This is a genomic window from Pandoraea sp. NPDC090278 (assembly GCF_044772185.1).
GTDB lineage: Bacteria > Pseudomonadota > Gammaproteobacteria > Burkholderiales > Burkholderiaceae > Pandoraea.
In genome coordinates this window covers 785,896-810,378 of sequence record NZ_JBIVYJ010000001.1, presented here as the reverse complement: position 1 = coordinate 810,378, position 24,483 = coordinate 785,896, and the positions used below count along the sequence as shown (strand labels likewise).

At 63.4% G+C, this 24,483-nt stretch carries 19 protein-coding genes; 11 read left to right on the top strand and 8 right to left on the bottom strand.

Going from position 1 to position 24,483, the window contains the following annotated elements:
- Positions 1 to 113: 113 nt before the first annotated feature.
- Positions 114 to 1,109 carry a DMT family transporter gene (locus ACIQWO_RS03550; RefSeq protein ID WP_402819226.1) on the bottom strand — a complete coding sequence of 332 codons (996 nt, stop codon included), beginning with the start codon at positions 1,107 to 1,109 and terminating at the stop codon, positions 114 to 116.
- A 376-nt stretch (positions 1,110 to 1,485) separates the two neighbouring features.
- Between ACIQWO_RS03550 and dapC the strand changes: the two genes are divergently transcribed.
- The 8 genes from dapC to ACIQWO_RS03510 all read left to right on the top strand — a co-directional run bounded on the left by dapC (position 1,486) and on the right by ACIQWO_RS03510 (position 10,623).
- Entirely contained in the window at positions 1,486 to 2,688 is a 1,203-nt protein-coding gene (dapC, locus tag ACIQWO_RS03545; protein ID WP_402819223.1) for a succinyldiaminopimelate transaminase, read from the top strand.
- A 24-nt stretch (positions 2,689 to 2,712) separates the two neighbouring features.
- A complete protein-coding gene (gene dapD, locus ACIQWO_RS03540) occupies positions 2,713 to 3,540 on the top strand; it encodes a 2,3,4,5-tetrahydropyridine-2,6-dicarboxylate N-succinyltransferase (RefSeq protein WP_150577870.1) in 828 nt (275 codons plus the stop codon).
- Positions 3,541 to 3,683: 143 nt separating this feature from the next.
- Entirely contained in the window at positions 3,684 to 4,031 is a 348-nt protein-coding gene (locus tag ACIQWO_RS03535) for an ArsC family reductase (RefSeq protein WP_233325537.1), read from the top strand.
- A gap of 4 nt (positions 4,032 to 4,035) precedes the next feature.
- A complete protein-coding gene (gene dapE, locus ACIQWO_RS03530) occupies positions 4,036 to 5,187 on the top strand; it encodes a succinyl-diaminopimelate desuccinylase (RefSeq protein ID WP_150577868.1) in 1,152 nt (383 codons plus the stop codon).
- A gap of 27 nt (positions 5,188 to 5,214) precedes the next feature.
- Positions 5,215 to 6,111: a 50S ribosomal protein L3 N(5)-glutamine methyltransferase gene (prmB, locus tag ACIQWO_RS03525; RefSeq protein ID WP_402819218.1), complete on the top strand. Its 897-nt coding sequence runs from the start codon at positions 5,215 to 5,217 to the stop codon at positions 6,109 to 6,111.
- A gap of 164 nt (positions 6,112 to 6,275) precedes the next feature.
- Positions 6,276 to 7,703 carry a cardiolipin synthase gene (gene cls / locus ACIQWO_RS03520; protein WP_402819215.1) on the top strand — a complete coding sequence of 476 codons (1,428 nt, stop codon included), beginning with the start codon at positions 6,276 to 6,278 and terminating at the stop codon, positions 7,701 to 7,703.
- Positions 7,704 to 7,903: 200 nt separating this feature from the next.
- Complete coding sequence (locus ACIQWO_RS03515) at positions 7,904 to 9,844, top strand: ATP-binding cassette domain-containing protein (RefSeq protein WP_402819212.1); 1,941 nt, start codon at positions 7,904 to 7,906, stop codon at positions 9,842 to 9,844.
- A gap of 50 nt (positions 9,845 to 9,894) precedes the next feature.
- Positions 9,895 to 10,623, top strand: a complete 729-nt coding sequence (locus ACIQWO_RS03510) for a hypothetical protein (protein WP_402819209.1) — start codon at positions 9,895 to 9,897, stop codon at positions 10,621 to 10,623.
- A gap of 68 nt (positions 10,624 to 10,691) precedes the next feature.
- Here the strand turns inward: ACIQWO_RS03510 and radA are convergent, their stop codons facing one another.
- Entirely contained in the window at positions 10,692 to 12,065 is a 1,374-nt protein-coding gene (radA, locus tag ACIQWO_RS03505) for a DNA repair protein RadA (RefSeq protein ID WP_402819206.1), read from the bottom strand.
- A 22-nt stretch (positions 12,066 to 12,087) separates the two neighbouring features.
- Entirely contained in the window at positions 12,088 to 13,158 is a 1,071-nt protein-coding gene (alr, locus tag ACIQWO_RS03500; protein WP_402819203.1) for an alanine racemase, read from the bottom strand.
- Positions 13,159 to 13,496: 338 nt separating this feature from the next.
- Here alr and lplT point away from each other — a divergent pair, with 338 nt between their 5' ends.
- On the top strand, positions 13,497 to 14,789 hold the full coding sequence (gene lplT, locus ACIQWO_RS03495) for a lysophospholipid transporter LplT (protein ID WP_402819200.1): 1,293 nt from the start codon (positions 13,497 to 13,499) through the stop codon (positions 14,787 to 14,789).
- A 1-nt stretch (position 14,790) separates the two neighbouring features.
- Positions 14,791 to 15,633: a bifunctional hydroxymethylpyrimidine kinase/phosphomethylpyrimidine kinase gene (gene thiD / locus ACIQWO_RS03490; protein WP_402819197.1), complete on the top strand. Its 843-nt coding sequence runs from the start codon at positions 14,791 to 14,793 to the stop codon at positions 15,631 to 15,633.
- A 57-nt stretch (positions 15,634 to 15,690) separates the two neighbouring features.
- Here the strand turns inward: thiD and ACIQWO_RS03485 are convergent, their stop codons facing one another.
- The 4 genes from ACIQWO_RS03485 to tsaB are packed head-to-tail and all read right to left on the bottom strand — an operon-like array spanning position 15,691 to position 19,061.
- Entirely contained in the window at positions 15,691 to 16,785 is a 1,095-nt protein-coding gene (locus ACIQWO_RS03485) for a DUF1853 family protein (protein WP_402819194.1), read from the bottom strand.
- A complete protein-coding gene (locus ACIQWO_RS03480) occupies positions 16,746 to 17,783 on the bottom strand; it encodes a uracil-DNA glycosylase family protein (RefSeq protein WP_402821799.1) in 1,038 nt (345 codons plus the stop codon). Before ACIQWO_RS03480 ends, ACIQWO_RS03485 begins: the two co-directional genes overlap by 40 nt.
- A 37-nt stretch (positions 17,784 to 17,820) precedes the next feature.
- A complete protein-coding gene (gene rimI / locus ACIQWO_RS03475; protein ID WP_150577857.1) occupies positions 17,821 to 18,300 on the bottom strand; it encodes a ribosomal protein S18-alanine N-acetyltransferase in 480 nt (159 codons plus the stop codon).
- On the bottom strand, positions 18,300 to 19,061 hold the full coding sequence (gene tsaB / locus ACIQWO_RS03470) for a tRNA (adenosine(37)-N6)-threonylcarbamoyltransferase complex dimerization subunit type 1 TsaB (RefSeq protein ID WP_402819189.1): 762 nt from the start codon (positions 19,059 to 19,061) through the stop codon (positions 18,300 to 18,302). Before tsaB ends, rimI begins: the two co-directional genes overlap by 1 nt.
- A 468-nt stretch (positions 19,062 to 19,529) precedes the next feature.
- Here tsaB and ACIQWO_RS03465 point away from each other — a divergent pair, with 468 nt between their 5' ends.
- Positions 19,530 to 21,416, top strand: a complete 1,887-nt coding sequence (locus ACIQWO_RS03465; RefSeq protein WP_402819186.1) for a DEAD/DEAH box helicase — start codon at positions 19,530 to 19,532, stop codon at positions 21,414 to 21,416.
- A 75-nt stretch (positions 21,417 to 21,491) separates the two neighbouring features.
- Here the strand turns inward: ACIQWO_RS03465 and ACIQWO_RS03460 are convergent, their stop codons facing one another.
- Positions 21,492 to 24,386 (bottom strand): hypothetical protein, encoded by a 2,895-nt coding sequence (locus tag ACIQWO_RS03460; protein WP_402819183.1) that lies wholly within the window; start codon positions 24,384 to 24,386, stop codon positions 21,492 to 21,494.
- Positions 24,387 to 24,483: the final 97 nt, after the last annotated feature.

Sequence of the window (24,483 nt, the reverse complement as noted above, 5' to 3'; positions counted from 1 at the left end):
CTGGTCCTGTCGGGCCTGCGCACGCTGGCGTGCACGGGCCACTTTTCTTGCTGCTGTCTTGCCGCATTTTTGCCGCTTTAGGCGTGCTTACGACGTTACAACGACGGTACGCATTATACCATCGCATCCCCCGCCGTCGCGGATTTACAACGTCGTGAATCGGGCAATATTCCGGACAGCACACCCGCCGCCACGATGCACAGCCCACCGGCGATTTCCCGCACCCCCAGGCCTTCGCTGGCCAGCCACCAGGACGATATCGCCGCCACCACGATTTCGAAGAGCATGATGAGCGCCGCCTGATTGGCCGGCACCCGCGCCAGACCGAATTGCACGATGACGTTAGTCACGGCGATGGTGCACCCCAGCGCCAGCGCGACCGCAGCTGTCGCCGCACCGGACGTGAGCGCCGAGACCGCCGCCTGCCCGGCCTGCGCCCCACCGTCGAACGGCAAGACCAGCAAGCCGCCCACGACGCAACCCAGATAGAGCGTCCAGCTGCGCATTTCGGCGGGAACGTCGGGCAACGCCTGGCTGACACGCCGCAACAGCACGTTATTGAGCGCAAACGCCGCCCCGGCGATAGCACCCGCCCACTCCCCCGGATTGTTCGGCACCGGCCAACCCAGCTCGGGCGACCAGAGCATCAGGCCCGCACCGCCCAGCGCCAGCGCAATCAGCCCCACACCGCGCAGGCCGACCCGCTCGCCCAGCAGCCAGTGGGCAAATAACGCCGTCCAGACCGGGGTCAGATAGAACAGCAGCAACACACGCATGACGTGGCCGTGCGTGGTGCCCCAGACAAAGGCGACGTTGGTCGTGCCCCCGGCGAACGCCACCCCCACAAGCAACCACGACCAGCGCAGCGTGCCGAGCGAGCGCCGATAGACGAGCGAGAGCAGCAGGATGGCCACGGTGGCCGTGCAGATCTGGGCTGGCACCGCTGCAACGCCCCACTGAGCCAGAACGCGATACGGGAACCAGGCCAGCCCCCAGACGGACGATCCGATGAGAATGGCCAGGGCAGGCGCTGCCCGAGTGCCGAAGGAAGTGCTGGAGGCACCGGATGCGGATTCCGGGCCGCCCGCGCCGTTACCGGCTACGGTCATACTCTTAACTCCTGAAAAACCTGAGATACTCCGCAGACTTGCCCCATTGGCGCCTCGGAATATGCTGAATTACGCGCTGGTCGCGCTTTGTGGGCGCCGTAACGGTATAATTTTCGCTTTGCCGATCTTGCCATTCTTGAACGCGTCCGGGAACCCCTTGGCGTGATGAAGCGGATAAGCGCCAGCCTATGCCCGGCCTGCGATCCGTCGAGTCTGAGGCAGGAAAGGCACGGCGTCGCGCAGCGCGCCGGTGCGTCCTGCCGGTGCGTCTTCTGTCTCGCCCAGCCGCCCTGTACGCTCCCGGGTGGCCCCGAATCCGCTCGACGACGCCTCGACTGGCGTTGCGAACCCTAGCCCTGAGTCTGTTTGAATCCAAGTGAACCCATTACTCGACAAGCTCCAGCCCTATCCCTTTGAACGCCTCAAGGCACTGGTGGCGGACGTCACGCCTGCCAACACCTACAAGGCCATCAGCTTCGGCATCGGTGAGCCCAAGCATCCGACGCCCCAGTTCATCAAGGAAGCCCTGATCGAAGGGCTGGGCGGTCTCTCGAACTATCCGGCCACGGCCGGTGGCGAGCCGCTGCGCGCGGCCATCGCCCAGTGGCTGGAACGCCGTTACGCGCTGCCCAATGTGAACCCGGCCACCGAAGTGCTGCCGGTCACGGGCTCGCGCGAAGCGCTCTTCTCGTTCGCCCAGGCCGTTGTCGACGGCAGCAAACCCGGCGCGCGCGTGCTGTGCCCGAACCCGTTCTATCAGATCTACGAAGGCGCGACGCTGCTCGCCGGGGCCACACCCTATTACGCCGACAGCGATCCGGCGCGCAACTTCGCGCCCAACTACGACGCCGTACCGGCCGACGTCTGGCGCGACGTTCAGCTTGTCTACCTTTGCTCGCCGGGTAACCCGACCGGGGCCGTGCTGAGTCTGGCCGACTGGAAGCGTTTGTTCGAGTTGTCGGACGAATACGGCTTCGTGATCGCGTCTGACGAGTGCTATTCCGAGATTTACTTCGACGAAGAGCGCGCACCGCTGGGCGGTCTGGCTGCAGCCCATCAACTGGGCCGTGGATTCGAGCGTCTGGTGGTCTTCTCGAGTCTTTCGAAGCGCTCGAACGTGCCGGGCATGCGCTCGGGCTTCGTGGCGGGCGACGCCGCCATTCTCAAGAAATTCCTGCTGTACCGCACCTACCACGGCTGCGCCATGAGCCCGGCCGTGCAGGCCGCAAGCATCGCCGCGTGGAACGACGAGGCGCACGTGCGCCTGAATCGCAGCAAGTACCTGAAGAAATTCCAGACGGTCACGCCGATGCTCGCCGAAGTGCTCGACGTGCGGCTACCCGACGCCGGTTTCTATCTGTGGGCCAAGGTCGACACGAAAACCGGCCTGTCGGACACGGAATTCACGCGCCAGTTGCTGGCGCAATACAATGTAGCCGTCCTGCCCGGATCCTATCTGGGACGTGCGGCGCACGGCGCCAATCCGGCAGAGAACTATGTCCGTATCGCCCTCGTGGCCGATGTGGACGAATGCACCGAAGGCGCCCAGCGCATCGTGCAGTTCTGCCAATCCCTTTAATTCCAACTGCAACTGATTCTCGCCATGTCGCAACAACTGCAAACCATCATCGATCAAGCCTGGGAAAACCGCGCCGAGATTTCGGCCAAGGCCGCGCCCGCCGACGTGCGTGAAGCCGTCTCCCACGTCATCGCCGAACTGGACAAGGGTGCGCTGCGCGTCGCCCAGAAGCAAGACGGTCAATGGATCGTCAACCAGTGGATCAAGAAGGCCGTGCTGCTGTCGTTCCGTCTGGAAGACAACGCCGTGATGCCCGCGGGCGGCTTCAGCCAGTTCTACGACAAGGTGCCGAGCAAGTTCGCCGACTACACCGCTGAAGACTTCGCCCGTGGCGGCTTCCGCGTCGTGCCGCCGGCCGTGGCTCGCCGTGGTTCGTTCATCGGCAAGAACGTCGTGCTGATGCCGTCGTACACCAACATCGGCGCGTACGTCGACGAAGGCACGATGGTCGACACGTGGGCCACCGTCGGTTCGTGCGCCCAGATCGGCAAGAACGTTCACCTGTCGGGTGGCGTCGGCATCGGCGGCGTGCTCGAGCCGCTGCAAGCCAACCCGGTCATCATCGAAGACAACTGCTTCATCGGCGCCCGCTCGGAAGTCGTGGAAGGTGTGATCGTCGAAGAGAACTCGGTGATCTCGATGGGCGTGTATCTGGGTCAGTCGACCAAGATCTACGACCGCGAAACGGGTGAAGTCCATTACGGTCGCGTGCCGGCCGGTTCGGTCGTCGTGCCGGGCAACCTGCCCTCGAAGGACGGCAAGTACAGCCTGTACTGCGCCGTGATCGTCAAGAAGGTAGACGCGCAAACGCGCGCCAAGACGGCCATCAACGATCTGCTGCGCGGCGAGTAATTCCACGCAAGCGCCAAGGAGCCAACGTCGCAGCGGGTGCTGCGGCGCTGGCTTTGGCCTTCGCGCTATGAAGTTCGCGTCGATGTTCGCATCGACGTTGTTGTATCTAATGTTTTGCAATCGCCATCTCAGGAGTACCGGCAATGACCGCTGTGCTGTACGGCATTCCCAACTGCGATACCGTGAAGAAGGCGCGCACGTGGCTCGACGAGCACGACGTGGCGTATGACTTCCACGACTTCAAGAAGGCGGGCGTGAACGACGCACTGCTGGGCACGTGGCTCGCACAAGTGCCGCTGTCCACGCTACTCAACCGCAAGGGCACGACGTGGCGCAAGCTCACGCCGGAGCAACAGGCGGCCGCCGCCGACGAGTCCGTCGCCCGCACCCTGATGATCGAAAACCCCTCGCTCATCAAGCGCCCCGTGCTGATGGCCGACGGCAAGGTTTCCGTGGGCTTTACGCCCGACAGTTACGCCTCACGATTCTGATTTCATGACTTCCTCCCAAGGCGCCACGCTGGCGCTTACCGAGCAACTGATCGCCCGTCATTCGGTGACGCCCGAAGACCGCGACTGCCAGGCCATTCTGGCGCGCCGCCTCTCGGCCATCGGCTTTGCCTGCGAAACCATCGCCTCGAACGGCGTGACCAACCTGTGGGCGGTCAAACGCGGCACACGCGGCACCGACGGCAAACTGCTCGTCTTTGCGGGCCATACCGACGTTGTGCCGACCGGCCCGGTCGAGCAGTGGCATTCCGATCCGTTTGCGCCCACGCATCGTGACGGCATGCTCTACGGTCGCGGCGCGGCCGATATGAAGACGTCGCTGGCCGCGTTCGTCGTCGCCTCGGAGGAATTCGTCGCGCAGCACCCGGATCACGCCGGTGCCATCGGCTTCCTGCTCACGAGCGACGAGGAAGGCCCCGCCACCGACGGCACGGTGAAAGTTGTCGAAGCCCTGACGGCCCGTGGCGAGCGTCTGGATTACTGCGTGGTCGGTGAACCGACGTCCAGCCAGCGCCTCGGCGACATGGTGAAGAACGGCCGTCGCGGCTCGATGTCCGGCAAGCTCGTCGTCAAAGGCGTGCAAGGCCACATCGCCTATCCGCATCTGGCCAAGAACCCCACGCATTTGTTTGCCCCGGCGCTCGCCGAGTTGACGCAGACCGTGTGGGACAATGGCAACGAATACTTCCCGCCCACGACGTGGCAAATCTCGAACATTCACGCAGGCACCGGCGCGACCAACGTCATTCCGGGCGAACTGACGGTGATGTTCAACTTTCGCTTCTCGACCGCCAGCACGTCCGACGGCCTTCAGCAACGCGTGCATGAGTTGCTTGACCGCCACGGCCTCACCTACACGCTCGACTGGTCGATCAGCGGCCAGCCGTTCCTCACGCCGCGCGGCGATCTGTCGGACGCGCTGTCGAGCGCCATCCGCGAAGAGACCGGTCTCGAGACGGAACTGTCGACCACGGGCGGCACTTCCGACGGTCGCTTCATCGCACGCATCTGCCCGCAGGTCATCGAATTCGGCCCGTGCAATGCCAGCATCCACAAGATCGACGAGCACATTGCGGTCGCCGACATCGAACCGCTGAAGAACGTCTATCGCGGCGTGTTGAAGCGTCTGGTGGCATAAGACACAGGCACACGAGGCGAATCCATCATGACGACTCAGAAGACACACCCATTCCAGACGTTGCGCGATCTGCTGCGCTACGCAGTCTCGCGCTTCACCGAGGCCGAGCTGGCCTTCGGACACGGCACCGCCACGGCGTACGACGAAGCGGCTTATCTGCTGCTGCACACGCTGCACCTGCCCATCGACACGCTCGATCCGTTCCTCGACGCCCGCTTGCTGCCGGAAGAAATCGAGCGGGCGTTGTCGGTCATCAACCGTCGCGCGGGCGAGCGCGTTCCCGCGTCGTACATCACGAACGAAGCGTGGATGCACGGTCATCAGTTCTATGTGGACGAACGGGTCATCGTGCCTCGCTCGTTCATCGGCGAATTGTTGGAAGACGCATTGCAGCCGTGGGTCAATCACCCCGACGACGTCGCCGACGTGCTCGAACTGTGCACCGGCTCCGGATGCCTGGCGATCCTCGCGGCCGAGACGTTCCCGGCCGCGCAGATCGACGCCGTCGATATTTCGCACGATGCGCTGGATGTGGCGAAGATCAACGTGGCCGACTATGGTCTCGACGACCGCGTCGCGTTGCATCTGGGCGACCTGTACGCGCCGCTGCCGGACGGCAAGCGCTACGAAGTCATCATCACCAACCCGCCTTACGTCAACGAAGGCTCGATGCAGGTGCTGCCAGCGGAGTATCGCCACGAGCCGCGCCTGGCGCTCGCCGGTGGCGACGACGGCATGGATGTCGTGCGACGGATCATCGCGGGAGCACGCGAACGCCTGACAGATAACGGCGTGCTGGTCGTGGAAATCGGTAACGAGCGTCACTTTGTCGAAGCGGCGTTCCCCGATTTGCCGATCACCTGGCTGGCCACCAGCGCTGGCGACGACATGGTCTTCCTGGTGCAAGCTGCGGATCTGCCGTAACGCTATTAACGCTACGCTACGTTTTGCCTCACGGGCTCGCGCGCCCTGACTTCAACGTCGATATTGTCGTCAGCGCCGCGAGCCCTCGCCTAAGTTCACGCACCCCGGTTACACTCAGGGTCCCGAGTCGGCGCGACTCACGGCATGGAGGTATTTGAACCGTCATGGTGCTCAACTGGCTCGACGTCGGCTTTGCCGTCGCCTGTCTCCATGCACTGGGGATCGCCGCCGCGATCCATGCCGTTCTGACGGTGCGCACTTCGCAGGGCGCCGTCGCCTGGGCCGTCTCGCTCGTGACGATGCCCTATCTCACGCTCATCCCCTATCTGTTTCTCGGACGCTCGAAGTTCATCGGCTATGTGGAAGCACGCCGAGCGCGCAATGAGGTGTTGCAGTCTCGAATGGGTGAGACGCAATGGAGCGGTGAGCCACCTGTCGCGATGGAAGCGCACCCGGAGTTTGCGGCACTCACAGCCATGACGGGGATGTCGTTCGTGGCAGGCAATCGCGTCAGATTACTCGTCAACGGACGCGCCACGTTCGACGCCATCTTCGCCGCGATCGACCGCGCGCGCGATTACGTCATCGTTCAGTTCTTCATCGTCAAGGACGACGCGCTCGGACGCGCCCTATCCGCTCGCCTGTTGGCGCGTGCTGCAACGGGCGTGAAGGTCTATCTCCTGTACGACAGCATCGGCAGCCACGACCTGCCGCGCAGCTATTGTCAGAAGCTACGCGAGGGTGGCGTGCAAGTGCATGAGTTCGCTGCCAAAAAGCGCGGCATCTTCGTCAATCGCTTTCAACTGAATTTCCGCAATCACCGCAAGATCGTGGTGATCGACGGCAACGAGGCGTTCATCGGAGGGCACAACGTCGGGGTGGAGTACCTCGGCGAGAAGCCGCCGCTCGCGCCGTGGCGCGACACACATATTTCAGTGCGTGGACCGGCAGTGGTGGGTATTCAGCGCGCCTTTGCCGAGGACTGGCACTGGTGTACGGGAATGGTGCCGGAACTCAATCGTCAACCCGTCGCGTCCGGCGAGGACATGCACTGTCAGGTGGTGCCGAGTGGCCCGGCGGATCGTCTGGAGACGTCCTCGCTCTTTTTCGTGACGGCAATCAATGCCGCACAAAAGCGTGTCTGGCTCACTACGCCCTACCTCGTCCCCGACGAAGCCGTATTCGCCGCGCTGCGCCTGGCGGTGCTACGCGGTGTCGATGTGCGCATATTGATTCCGGACCGAGCGGACCATTACGTGGTATTTGAGGCGACGACGTCGTATGCCTTTGAGGCGGCGCGCAGTGGCATCAACGTCTATCGCTATCACCACGGCTTTATCCATCAGAAGGTCGTACTGATCGACGACAACGCGGCAGCCGTCGGCAGCGCGAACCTCGACAACCGGTCGTTCCGCCTGAACTTCGAGCTCATGCTACTCACGGTGGACCGCGGTTTCGCCGATGACGTCGCCTTCATGCTCACGCATGACTTCGAACACGCCGGACTGATGGATAAAGACGACTTCCGGAAGATTCCGAGATGGCGACAGCTCGTGATGCGCGTTGCCAGGTTGTTTGCACCGATTCTCTAGGCGGCCGGGGGGGCTGCTCCCCCTTCCCCGTCATCGAGGTCGAAGCCCGTGATCGACGCCCCCCGCGCGCAAAACGGCGGAAGGATCTACGCAAGCCGTAGCACCCGACGCACGGCACTGTAAAATGTGCGTTTTCGCCGTGCGCGTGCGCTGGCCTCGTTCCATTACGCTTTTCGTCTGTCCCCAATTCCCCTTTCGCTGTGATCCGATTCGAACACCTCAGCCTCGCCCGCGGCACCAAGTCGCTCTTTGAAGACACGTCCGTGACGCTGAATCCGGGCGAGCGCGTCGGCCTCGTCGGCGCGAACGGCGCAGGCAAATCCACGCTCTTCGCGCTGCTGCGCGGCCAGTTGCACGCCGATAGCGGCGACGCCTTCGTGCCCAGCAGTTGGCGCGTCGCGCACGTCATGCAGGAGACGCCCGCCGTCGATCGCACAGCGCTCGACTACGTGCTCGATGGCGATACCCGGTTGCGGGAAATCGAAGCTAAGCTCGCCGCCGCCGAAGCCGCCCACGACGGGCACGCCCAGGGTGAAGCCCATGCAGCCTTCGCCGACGCCGACGGTTACACCGCCCCCGCACGCGGGGAGGCCTTGCTGCTCGGCCTCGGCTTCACGCTCGCACAAACGCAGTTGCCGGTTGCCAGCTTCTCCGGCGGTTGGCGCATGCGTCTGAATCTGGCGCAGGCGCTGATGTGCCCGTCAGATCTGCTGCTGCTCGACGAACCGACCAACCACCTGGATCTGGACGCCATCGTCTGGCTCGAAGACTGGCTCAAGCGCTACGCAGGCACGCTGATCGTGATTTCCCACGATCGCGAATTTCTGGACGAGGTCTGTAACGTCACCCTGCATCTCGAGAACCAGCAGATCAAGCGCTACGGCGGCAACTACAGCCAATTCGAAATCACGCGCGGCCAGCAACTGGCGCTGCAACAGAACGCCTTCGATAAACAGCAAAAGACGATTGCTCACCTCGAATCGTTCATCACGCGCTTCAAAGCCAAAGCGACCAAGGCACGTCAGGCGCAGAGCCGCATGAAGGCGCTAGAGAAGATGGAGCGCATCGCGCCCGCACACGTCGCGTCGCCGTTCACGTTCGAATTCCGACCGGCCGACAGCGCCCCGAATCCGATGCTCGTGCTCGAAGGCGTTCGCTGCGGCTATCACCTCGACGATGGCGGCGAAAAGGTCATCCTGCCGTACGTGACGATGTCGGTGCAGAACGAGCAACGCATCGGCCTCCTCGGCGCGAACGGACAAGGGAAATCGACACTGATCAAGACGCTGGCCGGTACGCTTGCAGCGCTTGCCGGAGACGTGAAGACGGGCAAGGGACTACAGATCGGCTACTTCGCGCAGCATCAGGTCGAAACCTTACGTCACGACGATTCGCCGTTGCAGCACTTGCAGCGTCTCGCGCCCGACACGCGCGAGCAGGAATTGCGCGACTTCCTCGGTGGATTCAACTTCCGGGGCGATATGGCGACGTCGTCCATCGCGCCCTTCTCCGGCGGCGAAAAGGCACGTCTCGCGCTCGCGCTGATCATCTGGCAAAAGCCGAACCTTCTGCTGCTGGACGAACCGACCAACCACCTGGATCTGGAAACGCGTCACGCGTTGACGATGGCGCTCGCACAGTTCGACGGCACGCTGATACTTGTCTCGCACGACCGACACCTGCTGCGCGCAACGACCGATCAGTTCCTGCTCGTCGCTGGCGGCGAAGTGAAGCCGTTCGACGGCGATCTCGACGATTACCGCGACTGGCTGCTGCAACACGCAGCCGATCAGCGCGCAGCTGCACGCGAAGCCAGCGGTGGCTCCAGCGATAGCGCGGGTGGCGACGACGGCGTCAATCGCCGCGATCAGAAGCGCGCCGAGGCGCAGGAACGCCAGCGTCTGTCGCAACTGCGCAAGCCGCTCCAGCGCAAGATCGAAAAACTCGAAGCGTCGATGAGCCAACTGTCAGACGAGAAGGCCCGGCTCGATGCCATCCTCGCCGACAGCGCTACGTACGAAGACGCGAAGAAATCGCTCCTGACCGACAGCCTCAAGCGGCAGGCCGATGTGACCGCCAGACTCGCCGACGTGGAAGCCGAATGGCTCGAAGCGCAGGAAGCCATGGAGCAGATCGTCTGACAGGTATCGTCGGCGATACCTTCTTCCGATCTGAAACTGAATTGAACACGATGTCGACATCGACAATTGATGCACGCATGGATGCGCTAAGCGCATCCATGACGGCGACCGAGACAGTGCTGACGACACTTGCTCAAACGGACCGCACGGCGCTTGGCCTCGCCCAGGCTGCACTGAGTGCGTCCAAGCCGCAGTCTGCGGGGAAGCCCACCAGCGCGGCCACGCTGGGTGAACTTGCCGGTGAAATGCACTTCTTGTCGCAAGTCTCAATGGATGACTTGCTCGACGAGTGGCGTCGCCTGTATGCGGAGGGCTCCACGACAGCGCCTCAAGCCGCCAACGATGTCGACTCAGCGCCACGGCTTGCCGAGCATCAGGCGATCTTCCGAGCGATGGTCGCGCATTTGAAAACAATGGCGACCGTGAGAAATCGGGAGGCAGACACCTTCCGCACTGCGTTCGCAACGCTGGCGGAACTGATCGGGCAAAACGCCCCTATCGAGAAGACGCTGATTGCGCGCATGCGTGCCGTCGGTACGCAGTTACTGCACAACGAAACGTGGCTAAGCGTTGGCACCGATGCTGGTGCTCAAGCGCGCAGCGTGACCTATCAATCGCTCCAGCGCGAGGGAATGACGTCCAATGCGCAAGCCGAGCAACTCGTGGAACTGATCCAGCTCGATTTGATGCGCTTGAAGTGGGTGAGCGAGTTCGAACCCGCCCTGAAGGCACAGACGGAGGCGCTTGCCTCCGCCAGCGCGGCACTCGGCGGCAGTTGATACCCTGAGACCGCTCACCTCGGCACGCGATGTTCCGAGGCGTCGTTCGACACTAAGGCGAACGTGAACTACAGTCCGGCCACGACCGAGATGGCTTGTTCCAGACGGTCGACGGCGTGGACTTCCAGTCCGTCGATCGGCTGCTTCGGCGCGTTCGCCTTCGGGATGACCGCAATCGAGAAGCCCAGCTTGGCCGCCTCCTTGAGACGATCCTGACCGCGCGGACTCGGCCGGATTTCCCCGGCAAGCCCCACTTCCCCGAACGCCACGATGCCGCGCGGCAGCGGTTTGTTGCGCAACGACGAATGGATCGCGAGCAACACCGCGAGGTCGGCAGCCGGTTCGGTAATCTTCACGCCGCCGACGGCATTCAGAAACACGTCCTGGTCGAAACACGCGATGCCCGCATGACGGTGCATCACCGCCAGCAACATGGCCAGACGGTTCTGTTCCAGACCCACGGCCAGACGTCGCGGATTCGGCACCTGCGCCGTATCGACCAGCGCCTGCACTTCGACGAGCAGTGGCCGTGTGCCCTCCTGCGTCACCAGCACGCACGAACCGGGCACGCTTTGCTCATGCTGCGAGAGGAATAGCGCCGACGGATTGGCTACGCCGCGCAGACCCTTTTCCGTCATCGCGAACACGCCCAACTCGTTCACAGCGCCGAAGCGGTTCTTGAACGCACGCACCAGACGGTACGACGAATGCGTATCGCCTTCGAAGTACAGCACCGTGTCCACGATGTGTTCCAACACGCGCGGCCCGGCGAGACTGCCTTCCTTCGTCACGTGACCGACCATGATGACCGTCACGCCACTCTGCTTGGCGGTGCGCGTCAGTTGCGCTGCGCACTCGCGCACTTGCGCGACCGATCCCGGGGCCGACGTCAGCGCTTCGGAATAGATCGTCTGAATCGAGTCGATGACGACGACGTCGGGCTTCTCCGATTCGATCGCACCGAGAATCTTCTCAAGCTGGATTTCGGCGAGCAGATCGAGTTCGCCACCGCCCTCGCCCGCCGCACCGAGACCGAGCCGCTGCGCACGCAACGCAATCTGCGCGCCGGACTCTTCCCCGCTCACATACAACGCACGGCGCTCACGCGCGAGATGCGCGAGCGATTGGAGCAGCAGCGTCGACTTGCCGATCCCCGGGTCGCCGCCGATCAGCACCACGCCGCCCGCAACCAGACCGCCGCCCAGCACGCGATCGAATTCACTCACGCCGCTGGAAAAACGCGGCACGTCAGAGGCTTCGCTTTCCGCCAGCTTGCGAATCGGCGTGCTCTTGGCAAGCGATTGGTAGCGATGACCGGTAGACGCTTCCGCCACCGATTCGACGAGCGTATTCCAGCCGTTGCAATTGGGACACTGGCCAGCCCACTTGGGGGTCTGGCCACCGCATTCGGTACAGATATAGACGGTCTTGGCTTTAGCCATGCAGGCAATCCTGTCGCGGGACTCAGACGGCGTGGATCGGCACGCGTCGCGCCACCGCACACATCAGTTCATAACCCAGCGTACCGGCCGAAGCGGCGACTTCGTCGATGCACAGGCCGCGGCCCCACAAGGTGACGGATGCACCCACGCGCGCCTGCGGCACCGGCGTGAGATCGACCGACAACATGTCCATCGATACGCGACCGAGGGTACGCGTGCGTACACCGTCCACCAGAATCGGCGTGCCCGTGGGTGCGACACGCGGATAGCCATCGGCATAACCGCATGCCACGGTACCTACGCGCATCGGCGTCTCCGCGACGAACGAACTGCCGTAGCCGACCGAACCACCGGCGGGCACGTCCTGAATGCCGATGAGTTCGGCTTCGAGCGTCTTCGTCGGCTGAAGGTCAAGTTGCGCGGCCGTCACTTCCAACCCCTTCGGCGACGAACCGTAGAGCATGATGCCAGGACGTACCCACGCACCATGCGCGGCCGGATGGAACAACGTGGCGGCCGAATTGGACAGGCTGCGCTCGCCCGGCACATCGCAGGCACCGCGCTCGAACGTCTCCATCTGATGCGCGATGCCGCGCTCGCCGTCGGCGTCGGAGAAGTGCGTCATCAGCACGATCTGGCTCACGCCAGCGATGGCACGTGCGCGTTCCCACGCGGCGCGAAAACGTTCCGGCGCGAAACCGAGACGGTTCATGCCGGAGTTCATCTTGAGCTGGATATTGAGCGGCTTGGTCAGACGCGTGGTCTCGAGCATGCGCAACTGTTCGTCGCTATGCACCGTGGTCGTCAGACCGTACTTGTCGACGATGGCGAGGTCTTCCGGCTTGAAGAACCCCTCGAGCAGCAGGATGGGACCGGCCCAGCCCAGCTCTCGCAGGCGCACGGCCTCTTCGAGGTCGAGCAGGCCGAAACCATCGGCGTCACGCAATCCGGGGTAAGCGTTTTCGATGCCATGTCCGTAGGCATTGGCCTTGACCACCGCCCAGACTTTGCTATTGGGGGCGTGACGGCGGGCGACATCGAGATTATGGGCGAGTGCTGCGGTATGAATCGAAGCTTTGATTGGACGAGGCATGTCAGGATCGAATCTTAGGAGAAGCTGCGCCAGCATGGGCCGGCGGCATAACGCATCGGCATATTTTCGTGTTATAAAGCCGTGCGCACAACTTGTTTTGCCGAAATCTTTTTCCCGATAACAATATCGGTCTCAGACCGAGGGCGACCGGGCGCCCGACACGGGGGCTTCAAGACCGAACATACGGTCCATTAGCGACTTTTGCATGGCCGATGAGCGCAGATACCCCTGTGTTTAAGCCCGGTTTCTTCCCGTATGGGTATCCCTGACGGGATACCGCGGATTCCGACAACCGAGACACGCAAGTTTTACGCCGCACGGGATCGACTCAAGTACCGATGAAGAAAGGCTTTTATACCATCATGGCCGCGCAGTTTTTTTCGTCGCTGGCCGACAATGCATTGCTGATTGCCGCAATCGCACTCCTGAAGGATCTGCATTCCCCGCAGTGGATGACACCACTGCTCAAACTCTTCTTCGTTCTCTCGTACGTCATTCTCGCCGCCTATGTGGGTGCGTTCGCCGACTCGATGCCCAAGGGCAAGGTCATGTTCATCAGCAACACGATCAAGGTCGTGGGCTGTCTGATGATGCTGTTCGGCTCGCATCCGTTGATCGCTTACGGCGTGGTGGGCTTCGGCGCAGCGGCATACTCGCCCGCGAAATACGGCATTCTCACGGAGCTATTGCCCGCCGAGAAACTCGTCGCAGCGAACGGCTGGATCGAAGGGTTGACCGTCAGTTCGATCATTCTCGGCACCGTACTCGGCGGCGCGCTCATCAGTCCGCACATATCCGCCTGGGTGCTGCATCACACCCCTGAGGTGATCAGCTCTCCGGCGATGGCCGCGATGATCATCACCATGGGCATTTACGTGATTGCCGCCCTGTTCAATCTGCGCATTCCCGATACCGGCGCACGTTATGCGCGTCAGGAACGCAACCCGATCAAGCTGATCTCCGACTTCGCCGATTGCTTCGTCACGCTGTGGCGCGACAAGCTCGGTCAGATCTCGCTTGCCGTCACCACGCTGTTCTGGGGCGCCGGTGCGACGCTCCAGTTCATCGTGCTGCGCTGGGCCGAAAAGGCCCTCGGCATGACACTCTCCGAAGGTGCGATCCTGCAAGCCGTGTCGGCGGTGGGCGTGGCCATTGGCGCGATCGTCGCCGCTTCGCGCATTCCGCTCAAGCGCTCGCTGTCGGTGCTGCCGGTCGGCATTGCAATGGGGATTGCCGTCATGGCCATGGCCTTCTTCTCGAAGGACTTGCTGCCCTGGGGCACCGAATGGAAGGTGCCGCTGTATCTGATCGTCTCGTATATCTTCCTGATCATCGTCGGCGCGCTCGCGGGTTTCTTCGTGGTGCCGATGAACGCCCTGCTCCAGCACCGTGGCCACGTGCTGCTCTCAGCCGGTCACTCCATTGCCGTGCAGAACTTCAACGAGAACCTGTCGGTGCTGATCATGCTGTGCCTCTACGCACTGCTGATCTGGTTCAACGTGCCGGTCGGGGTCGTGATCATTCTTTTCGGGGTGTTCGTGTCGGGCACGATGTGGCTCGTCATGAAGCGTCACCAGGCCAATCAGCGCGAATTCGATTCGGTCGCGCTCATTGGCGAAGTCAAGCATTGATATGAATTTGCGTCAGCCTTCCCAAGCACGTCAGTCGTCCATTCCTATCGCCCTCACCATCGCCGGTTCCGACTCCGGCGGTGGCGCAGGCATTCAGGCCGACCTCAAGACCTTCTCGGCCCTCGGTGCCTACGGTGCCAGCGTGATTACGGCGCTCACCGCGCAGAACACGCAGGGCGTAACGGGCATTCACACGCCGCCCGCGAGTTTTGTTACGGCGCAGATGGACGCCGTCTTTCAGGATCTGGAGGTCGACGCCGTCAAGCTCGGCATGCTCGCTAATGCGGATGTCGTGCGTGCCGTGGCCGCCGGGTTGCGTCAATACAAGCCGCGCTTTGTCGTCCTCGACACGGTCATGATCTCGAAGAGCGGCCACGCGCTACTGCAACCGGATGCGGTCGCCGCCTTGCGCGACGAACTGCTGCCGCTGGCCGATCTCATCACGCCCAATTTGCCGGAAGCGGCCGCATTGCTGGGGGTGGAAGCCGCCACGGACGAAGCCGAGATGGAGCGCCAGGCACAGGCACTGCGGGCGCTCGGCGCACGCAACGTCCTGGTCAAGGGGGGTCACCTGGCGGGGGATCTGAGCCCGGACTGGCTCGTGAGTGCGGCTGGCGTCGAGCGGTTCAACGCGCCGCGCATCGCAGCCCACAATACCCACGGCACGGGCTGCACGCTCTCCGCTGCGCTCGCCGCACTCCGCCCGCGCCGCAATGACTGGTCGGACACCGTGCGCGACGCGAAGGCGTATCTCAACGGCGCGCTTGCCGCCAGCGACGAACTTCGGATCGGCAAAGGCATTGGGCCGGTTCACCACTTCCACGCCGTCTGGCCGAAAGACTGAGCGATAGATCGGGAAGCGGATGCGCCACACGATCACGCCGCGGCCCCCGATCCGGCGTCAGATCGATGGCGCGTCGTCGGCACTCTGCGCCAGCGCGCGTCGCGCAGCGGCGTCTGCCCGCTCACTCAGTTCTTCGATGCGATGCCGCGCACGCGGCGCCCAAAAGTCAGGGACGATGAATCCCCGCTCGCATTCGAACCAGGCCTCGTCGGCCTCCGCGCCAGCGCCTCTTCTCAACGCAACGAGCAGCAGCGGCTCCGCCACGCCTCGCTCATGCCAGTGCGCCTCAATGCGTGCGCGCATGGCATCCAGTGAAAGCACCGCCGAATCTTCGACGCGCGCGGGCGCAAGCCAGCGCGCACGCGGCAGCATGGCCCACGCCTGATGCGGGGACGATTGCGCGTGCGACCACCACGCATCGGGTGTCGCCCACCAGCCTCTGCCATGCCCCTCGGACACCAGTTGCGGCAGTTGCCCCTGCTGTCCGAGCGGATGAAATAGCCATCCCTTGAGATACACCTGGGGCAGCCACGGCCCATCGGCAGGCAGCGCACTGCGCGCCGCCTCGAGCGTGGTCAGGCGCAATTGATGGCCGAGCAACCGCGCCACCTTGTCCGCGAGACTGTCGGCGAGATTAGGGCCCAGCCAACGGAACTGGAGCGCGCGCTCGTCGAGCGCACCTGACGTCTCCGGTGACTCTGGCGGCACGAACAGATACAGCTTCACGGCCAGTTCCCAGTGCAACAACCGGTGATCGGCGAGACGCGTCAGGAGAAAGTCGCACTCGCCAAGCGTCATGTTGCCGCGACGGGCGTCACGAACCTGCAACCCGGCAGCATGCAGATCGAAGTGCGGGCTATGCAGCAACGCGAAATGCAGCAGTTGCTCTGCATAGCGCCCCAGACGATGACTTTCTCCGCGCGCCAGCATCTCGTGCAGCGGCGCGGGATCGGCGTCACAGGCGAGCAGCCAGTCGTGAAGAATTTGGGAGGGGAAGACGGGTTCCGCACTGAAGTGCGCCAGTGCCGCCGGGAATCGGGCGGCACTGAGGAGATCGGCAGACAACAGTAACCACGCGAGGTCGCGCACCGGCGCCTCGCGCAGCGTTTCGATCAGTTCGCCGTAGGCTTGTGGTCCGGAGTCGTTTCGCACACGGCCTCATAGGTAGCCCGCGCCAGGCACCAATCCGTCCAGGCTTTGGCCTTGTCGGGCAGACTGCGCAACAGATAGGCCGGATGGTACGTCACGATCACCGGCACCCCTTCGTACTCATGCACACGTCCGCGCAAGCTGGCGATGCTCGCCTGCGTGCGCAAAATACTCTGCGCCGCAAAGCGCCCCATCACAACGATCACGCGCGGCTTGAGCAACGCAACCTGGCGCTTCAGATAAGGCTCGCAACTCGCCACTTCAGCCGGTTCCGGATCGCGATTGTTCGGCGGACGGCACTTGAGCACATTGGCGATGTACACGTTCTCGCCTCGCCGCAACGCCGACGCCCGCAGCATATTGTCGAGCAGCTTACCCGCCTGACCGACGAACGGCTCGCCCTGCAAGTCTTCCTGCTGCCCGGGCGCTTCGCCCACCAGCAGCCAGTCGGCCTCGCGATCACCAACGCCGAACACCGTCTGCGTGCGCTTCTCGCACAAGCCGCACAAACGGCAACCGGCAACGCGCTCCGTGAGCGCGTCCCAGTCCAGCGTCTCCACGCCCGGCAATGCAGGACGCGACGGCGCTTCGTCGCCCGCATCGCGCACGATCGACCACAGCGCGGCCTCGGCGGCGGCATCGCCATCGCCGTTGCCTTCACTGTCCAGCCACATCGGGATGTCGTCGGGCGGCATGTCGGAGGAGGCGCGACGTGAAGTCTCCCGTGCCACCGGCGTCGGCGCGAAGTCGCGCGGCGCGGGAGGTGTCGCAGACGCAGGACGCGCAGGCGCATCGTCGAACGCGGACGGACGTGCAGCGGGACGTGCAGCACTCACCGGCGCGCCTGATGGCACCGCCGACGGCGCGACATCCCACGGCGGCAAATCGTCGCTTTGCGCAGCACCCGGCGCATCGAGCATCGCCACGTCGCCGTGCTCGGCAGACGCCGCAGCCTCAGCACCGGCCACCTGCGCCGCATTCGCCACAGCGTCGTTGGACATCCATACCGGCCACAGCCCGAACTCTTCCAGAATCGCTTTAGGCCACGGCACGATCGGTCTCCCACGACAGACGCATCACAATGGCGTCTTCACGACGCCCACTCGCTGGATAGTATCCCTTGCGTCGGCCGATCTGCTCGAAACCGAAACGCTCGTAAATGCGCAACGCGCGCACATTGGACGGACGCACCTCCAGCAGCACCCCGCCCATGCCCTGCTCACGCGAAACGCGCACGATCTCCTGCAACAACTGCACGCCGAGCCCGTTGCCTTGCATTTCCGGCACGACACAGACATTGAGCAGATGCGATTCGTCGACGACCGGCATCAGCAAGAAATAGCCGAGCAACGTGCCATCGACAGCCCGCAGGCAAACGCCCTGATGCCCGGCATCAAGCGAATCCGCGAAGTTCTGGCGCGTCCACGGAAAGGGATACGCACGCACTTCGACCGCGACAACTTCATCGAGGTCTGCGGGCGTCATCGGCGAATAGTGGTTCGGTCCGGCCTGTCGCATCAGGACGCTCCCTTGCCGCTCGCCTGCGCCCCTGCCTGCTTGATGGCTTCGCGCTCGGCGGTCGTCTGCGCCACTTTGTTGCGGATGTAGACGGGCATGGCCTGATCGGCCGGAATGGCTTCGCCGCGAGCGAATGCACGGGCGGCGAGTTCCGCGACGTAACGAGCGCGCGGCATGGCGTCGGCCAGCACGGCCTGCGCCTGCACGCTCGCCTGAAGACGTTCACCAAAGGCCGTCACCGCGTTGCCTGCAATGACAAACTCGGCGTCCGGTGCGCGCACCTGTTCGGCCGCATCCAGTGAAGGGGCCTGCACTTCGCGCCAGTCGCCCGTCATGTCGTCCCAGACGTAATCGGCCCAGTAGGCCTCACTCATGCGCGCATCGAGCGCGACGAGCACGCGCTGCGTGCCCGCACGCATGGCGCGCGCCGCTTCTGCGCAGGCGACGAGCGTGCCGACGGGCACGACCGGCAACCCGGCACCGAACGCCAGCCCCTGCGCTACGCCACAGGCCGTACGCAGCCCGGTAAACGAGCCCGGCCCTGCGCCAAAGGCGATGGCGTCGCAATCGGCCAGCGTCAGACCGGCCTCGCGCAGAACGTCGCGAGCCGCGGGAAGAATGTGCGTACTGGAAACCGGGCCAGTGTCGAGATGGCGTTCGGCCACAAAGGCCGGTGCACCGCTGGCGGGATCATGGCGATACACGGCGACCGAACAGAACTCGGTCGAGGTATCGAGGGCAAGAAGCGTAATCGATGACATGGCGCTATTGTAATCGGCGGCGCGGCGCGCGATCCAGCGGGATGAACGGATTGCACGCAAGGAATACCGGGGCATGCCCGTGAGCACGCCTGGCGACGTCCCCGGCCGGTTTGCAGCGCATTTGCCCTGCCGTTGAACCCTCGTCTACGGACACCTCACCACTCCGTGCAAATCCGAACGTGCATTTTTTTTGAAATGGGTATATAATCCGCGCTTCGCTTCGCGGGGCACCAAGTGTTACCCCGTCTTGCGACGAAAAACTGCGTTTTGCCCCAATCCTGTGATAAGCCGCTGTAGTTCTTGCCGGTACTGGCGTTCTTAGGAACGACCCGCCACCGTCCCCCGGCTTACGATACGGATTTCGATCCGCTTTCTGCCCCATCCGCGATTTGCTTCCTGCTTGCGACGAATTGGGTTTGCCGATTGGCGCCAACGCCCCGACATAACCCTTAATCCGCAAGAGGATTCATGGAACAGCCTTCCAAGCTGTCTGCCATCGCGCAGACGTATTTCCCGTCGTCCGAAGAAAATGAAAACGGCGCTGCCGCATCTGTTGAAGTCGCAGTTGCCGACAACAACGACGGTAAGCCCACGTTCGCCGAACTCGGCCTGAACGAAGCCATTCTCTCGGCCCTGACCACCGCCGGTTACACCCACCCGACGCCTGTCCAGCAGCGTGCGATTCCCGCCGCACTGGCCGGTCGCGATCTGCTGGTGTCGAGCCCCACGGGTTCGGGCAAGACGGCCGCCTTCATGCTGCCGGCCATTCACCGCTTCGCAGAAATGCAAGCCAGCGGCGAGCTGAGCGCCCGCACCGCACCGGCCGCGCATCCGCGCAACCAGCCGGCCGCCCCGGGCGAGAAGCCCCGCAAGGGCCAGCGCGTGCGCCGTGTCGCCGCACAACCGCTGCTGCTCGTGCTCACGCCGACGCGTGAACTGGCACAACAGGTGTCGACCGCTGCCGATACGTACGGCAAGCAACTGCGCCGTCTGCGCACGGTGAGCATTCTGGGCGGTATGCCCTACCCGCGTCAGCTCGAAATGCTGGCGAAGCAGCCGGAGATCATCGTGGCGACGCCGGGTCGTCTGCTCGACCACATCTCCAGCGGCAAGATCGATCTGTCGCAACTGATGATGCTGGTGCTCGACGAAGCCGACCGCATGCTCGACATGGGCTTCATCGACGACATCCAGACCATCGTCGACGCCACGCCGGAAGCACGTCAAACGCTGCTGTTCTCGGCAACGATCGACGGCCGTATGGGTGAAATCACGCGTCGTCTGCTGCGCGATCCGGAAACCATCGAGATCACGCGCGGTAGCGACCAGCGCACCAACGAAAACATCGAGCAAACGCTGCACTATGTGGACGACCGCGCCCACAAGGATCGTCTGCTCACGCACCTGCTCGGCAACGATTCGCTCGACCAGGCCATCGTGTTTACGTCGACCAAGCGCGATGCCGACCTGCTGGCCGACCAGCTCGAACAAGCCGGTTTCGACAGCGCCGCACTGCACGGCGACATGCCGCAAGGCGTGCGTAACCGTACGCTGCGCGCTCTGCGCGAGCGTCGTGTTCGCGTGCTGGTGGCCACGGACGTCGCCGCTCGCGGCATCGACGTGCCGGGCATCACGCACGTGTTCAACTACGATCTGCCGAAGTTCGCAGAAGACTACGTCCACCGTATCGGCCGTACGGGCCGTGCCGGTCGTCGTGGCGTGGCCGTGAGCCTCGCCGCACACGCCGAAATCGGTGCAGTGAAGCGCATTGAACGCTACACGCGTCAGCCGCTGCCGGTGAACGTCGTGGCAGGCTTCGAGCCGCGCCGCTCGCCGCCGAAGGCTGGCGCTGGCGGTAAGCGTCCGGGCGGTCCGGGCCGTGGCGGTCCGCGCCATGGTCAGGGCAACGGCGGTGGCCGCTGGAGCAACAACGGTCCGCGTCAGGGTAATGGCGGCGGCTACGGTGGTGGCAACGGTGGCGGCTATCAAGGCGGTCAACGTTTCGGTGGCAACAAGCCGGCCGGTACGTTCGAGCGTCGTGAGAACACGGGCTACCAAGGTGGTTACCAGCAAGCCGAAGGTGGCAACACGGGCGGCAACGGTTTCTCGAACGGTAGCGCAACGGATCGCTTCGAGCGTCGCTCGCCGCGTCCGTTCGACGGCAACCGTCAGGAACGCGCCCCGCGCTCGTTCGAAGGTGGTCGTTCGTCTGAAGGCGGCTATCGCCAGGACCGTGGCACCCGCAGCTTCGACGGCCAACGTCAGGATCGCGGCTTCGGCGGCAATCGTGGCAACGGCGGTAACGGTGGCTACGGCGGCAACGGCGGCGGCTACAACAAGCGTCGCGGCGACTAAGCCAACGGATATCGGCGAGGCGGGCTAATCCCCGTCTTGCGCGAATCGACAAAACCCCGGCATTGACGGCTAACGTCATTTCCGGGGTTTTGTTTTATCTGCTGGCATGTCTTCCGAAGGCACCGTGACTTGTGCCACCGACATCTCCCCCGCTGCCTGCAGAATGTCCAGCACCAGTACACCTTCAATGAAATCGTCGGCACGCAGATTCCGGTGCATCGTCGGGTGAAGCCGACTTCCACGCGTTTGAAGCAACTCGACGGCCTCACCGCTGGCAACGTCGAATATCGCGTCACGTCCTGGCTCGCGCGCAGTCCTCACCAAGAGTCCCCATGCCTGGTTCTCGCGCGGATCGAAATCGTTGCGCAAGTACCGATCCTGCATATTGTCGAACCGGATCGAGGACCGATGCAGCGTCAGGCCCCCGGATTGCAATTGAATGCACCGCGCCCCGATCGCCGCGCGAACCTCATGATCGAGCCCGTCGCCTGCCACTAGCACGTCCGTGGTGACGCCACGCGCCTGACAGATCTCAGTCGCTGCAGACCGCATGGCCTCCGCCGTTTCCCGCCGATTCCACACATCGAATATCTGGTCGGCGAGCCGCCATCGTATCGCCGCAGCAAACAACCGCAGTTGCCGGTCTTCGAACATCTTGATGAGCTGCGCCCCCACTGCTTTTGCGGCGTCGATACTGCCAAAGGCCCGCAAACTGTCCAACGCAGCGTGGCAATTGATCGCAGCCATTCCCCAGGCATCTGCACGCAGTGCGGCCTCGCAACCGTCCCGAAACTCGTCGGCAGCGAATTCGTGACGTCCGGCCGCAGCGTAACGCACGCCCAACACCCAGGCCCAGTCCGCCATACTTCGAAGGTCCTCCGGCGCCGCACGCCCGGAGGCATTCGCGATGCTCTGACGAATCGTCTCGCCGGGCGCCACAAAGGTCTGCTGCAATCGCTCCATTTCCTCGGCGGTGACGCCCGCCTCGACGTCCCCGATACACGAAGGCATCAGTGCGAACCGCCATCGGGTGCCGGGAATGGTGAGCGAGATCAAACCGTAGCCGAAAGCGCTGGTCGATTTTGACGCCGTCCGCGCCGCGTCCTGCGTTTGGAGGAGCATTTCCGCTCTCGCCTCCGGCGTCAGACGCTGCAGCAACCGCAGGATGCGCTCTCCCGTCACGACAGGAAAATCCGGTACGCCAATCAAACGATGCATCAAGCTTTGCGACGATGTCCCAGGACGAAAATGACTGCCGATCGGAAAATTCCGTCCACCGTTGACCAGGTAGGCCTGCCCCACCGGAAACGAGGCAAGAAAACATTCGGCGAGCGCCACCCGGAACTCGCCCACCTCAAAATTGCCAGCGAGCAGCGGCTTCAGACCGCCCCAGCCGCCGATACGGGTCACGTCCGCGACGAACGCCTCGCAGGCATCCTCAAGCATTGCGCCGCTGAGTAGCTTCTCGTCAAGGCGATCGACACACGCGTGGAGCGACGACAAGTTGTCGTCCATGAACTGTTGTAACGCCGCGTTTTTCCATATCGCCGGTTGCGCTACCGCCCTTGTGTTCTGCTTTGCGACGTTCAGAATGTCGAGCATGAGCCGCCCGACATAGAAGTCACGTTTGCTCAATGTCTCACGGGTCAGCGGATGCAAACGATCCGACTCCTGACCGCCCGACGCGTAAAACCGACTCGCCGTTCGCGCCGAGACAACATCCAGTACGCCTTGCTGATCCGTGCTGCTCGGCAGACTTCGCATCAAACACCACTCGACCTCATCGTCCGCATCGGCATCGGCGTCGAAGCGGTCTCGTGTCCAGCGATCCTCCATGTCGTCGAAGCAGATGTCGTATGACGCGAACGTCAACCCGGATGCCGAGAATGCCGCCTTGCGCGCGGACAACGCATCTTGGATCACGTCAGCCGTTTGCCACCTGTCGCTCCCTGCCGGATCAGGCAACCCCGCAGCCTCGAGGCATTGCGTCGCCTGTTGACGAAGACATGCGGCGCTTTCCGCGAGTCCCAGAGGATCCAGGACATGCTCCGCTAACGCCCATGCTACCTCCGCCCCAGATAGCGTAAAGCCGCGCGCGTCGAACGCCTGCTTCAACCGGCTCCCCAGCGGCATTGCCAGGCTTGCGTCTGCACACACGTTGAGGCCACGCAGCGCCTCCTCGCAATACAGCACAGCCTCGCCCCAATCGTCGCCGCACATTGCTGCCTCACACGCCGATACGAACTCGGTGGCCGACAGATCGTGTCGGTCGGCGCGCGCGTACTTTTGCCCTTTGAACGCGTGCCAGTGCGCGAGCATTCGCCAGTCGTCCAATGTCAGTTCCGCTCGCAATCCTTCGATCGTTTGCACGACGGTCAATCCGTTGGCCAGCCGCCGTTGGAGCAGCGTCTGCATTTCGTGACGGGTCAGCGCACCGGCGGCGTCCGACACGCATTCCGGCATCAGTGGCAAAAGCCAGCGAGACTCCGGCAGTCTCACGATGACCGTGCCGTCGTAGTTCAGGCGGACGATCACCCACTTGGTTGCATCGGAGGGCGGTGTCAGGAGCGCAAGTCGCGACGTCGGACTCAAGTGCTGCAATACATGAAGACATTGCTGGCCGATATCGACGGGGAAGCTGCCCGGCACATCAGCAAGATAATGCCGACCTTCGGCGAACGACGCGACGTGGCAGTTCACCAACGCCCTGCGCAACGGGTCAGCATCTGCGCCCTCGGAGAAGAGACGCCCCGGTTGTGCCGAGTCCCCCCAATCGTCGATTTCCAGGAGGTCGTTGATGAAGTGCTCTATGGCTTGCGAATACGAGTCCTCGCAAGCGGCGAGTTCCGTTTCGAGGGTGTCGAAGCAAGACGCGAAGCGGGCGTCGGTTCGCGCAGGCGCTTCCCTTTCGGCATCCGACACAACGCTACAGGGAACCGTCTGGGTGGGCACTTCGGTGACTGAATTCATAGCGCAGGCCGCTGCGCACAGATGCTCGTTTGCATGGCAGGCGTGTCGTCGATCAGTGAGACGGTCCTACCATCTCACCGTGCGCACGCCTGTGATT

Excerpts from the sequence above, each read along its gene's own strand:
- dapD (WP_150577870.1), top strand. The coding sequence starts at position 2,713 with ATGTCGCAACAACTGCAAACCATCATCGATCAAGCCTGGGAAAACCGC.
- radA (WP_402819206.1), bottom strand. The coding sequence starts at position 12,065 with ATGGCTAAAGCCAAGACCGTCTATATCTGTACCGAATGCGGTGGCCAG.
- lplT (WP_402819200.1), top strand. The coding sequence starts at position 13,497 with ATGAAGAAAGGCTTTTATACCATCATGGCCGCGCAGTTTTTTTCGTCG.
- thiD (WP_402819197.1), top strand. The coding sequence starts at position 14,791 with ATGAATTTGCGTCAGCCTTCCCAAGCACGTCAGTCGTCCATTCCTATC.
- ACIQWO_RS03510 (WP_402819209.1), top strand. The coding sequence starts at position 9,895 with ATGTCGACATCGACAATTGATGCACGCATGGATGCGCTAAGCGCATCC.
- ACIQWO_RS03535 (WP_233325537.1), top strand. The coding sequence starts at position 3,684 with ATGACCGCTGTGCTGTACGGCATTCCCAACTGCGATACCGTGAAGAAG.
- rimI (WP_150577857.1), bottom strand. The coding sequence starts at position 18,300 with ATGCGACAGGCCGGACCGAACCACTATTCGCCGATGACGCCCGCAGAC.
- ACIQWO_RS03480 (WP_402821799.1), bottom strand. The coding sequence starts at position 17,783 with ATGTCCAACGACGCTGTGGCGAATGCGGCGCAGGTGGCCGGTGCTGAG.
- tsaB (WP_402819189.1), bottom strand. The coding sequence starts at position 19,061 with ATGTCATCGATTACGCTTCTTGCCCTCGATACCTCGACCGAGTTCTGT.
- alr (WP_402819203.1), bottom strand. The coding sequence starts at position 13,158 with ATGCCTCGTCCAATCAAAGCTTCGATTCATACCGCAGCACTCGCCCAT.
- cls (WP_402819215.1), top strand. The coding sequence starts at position 6,276 with ATGGTGCTCAACTGGCTCGACGTCGGCTTTGCCGTCGCCTGTCTCCAT.
- prmB (WP_402819218.1), top strand. The coding sequence starts at position 5,215 with ATGACGACTCAGAAGACACACCCATTCCAGACGTTGCGCGATCTGCTG.
- dapE (WP_150577868.1), top strand. The coding sequence starts at position 4,036 with ATGACTTCCTCCCAAGGCGCCACGCTGGCGCTTACCGAGCAACTGATC.
- ACIQWO_RS03460 (WP_402819183.1), bottom strand. The coding sequence starts at position 24,386 with ATGAATTCAGTCACCGAAGTGCCCACCCAGACGGTTCCCTGTAGCGTT.
- ACIQWO_RS03550 (WP_402819226.1), bottom strand. The coding sequence starts at position 1,109 with ATGACCGTAGCCGGTAACGGCGCGGGCGGCCCGGAATCCGCATCCGGT.
- ACIQWO_RS03465 (WP_402819186.1), top strand. The coding sequence starts at position 19,530 with ATGGAACAGCCTTCCAAGCTGTCTGCCATCGCGCAGACGTATTTCCCG.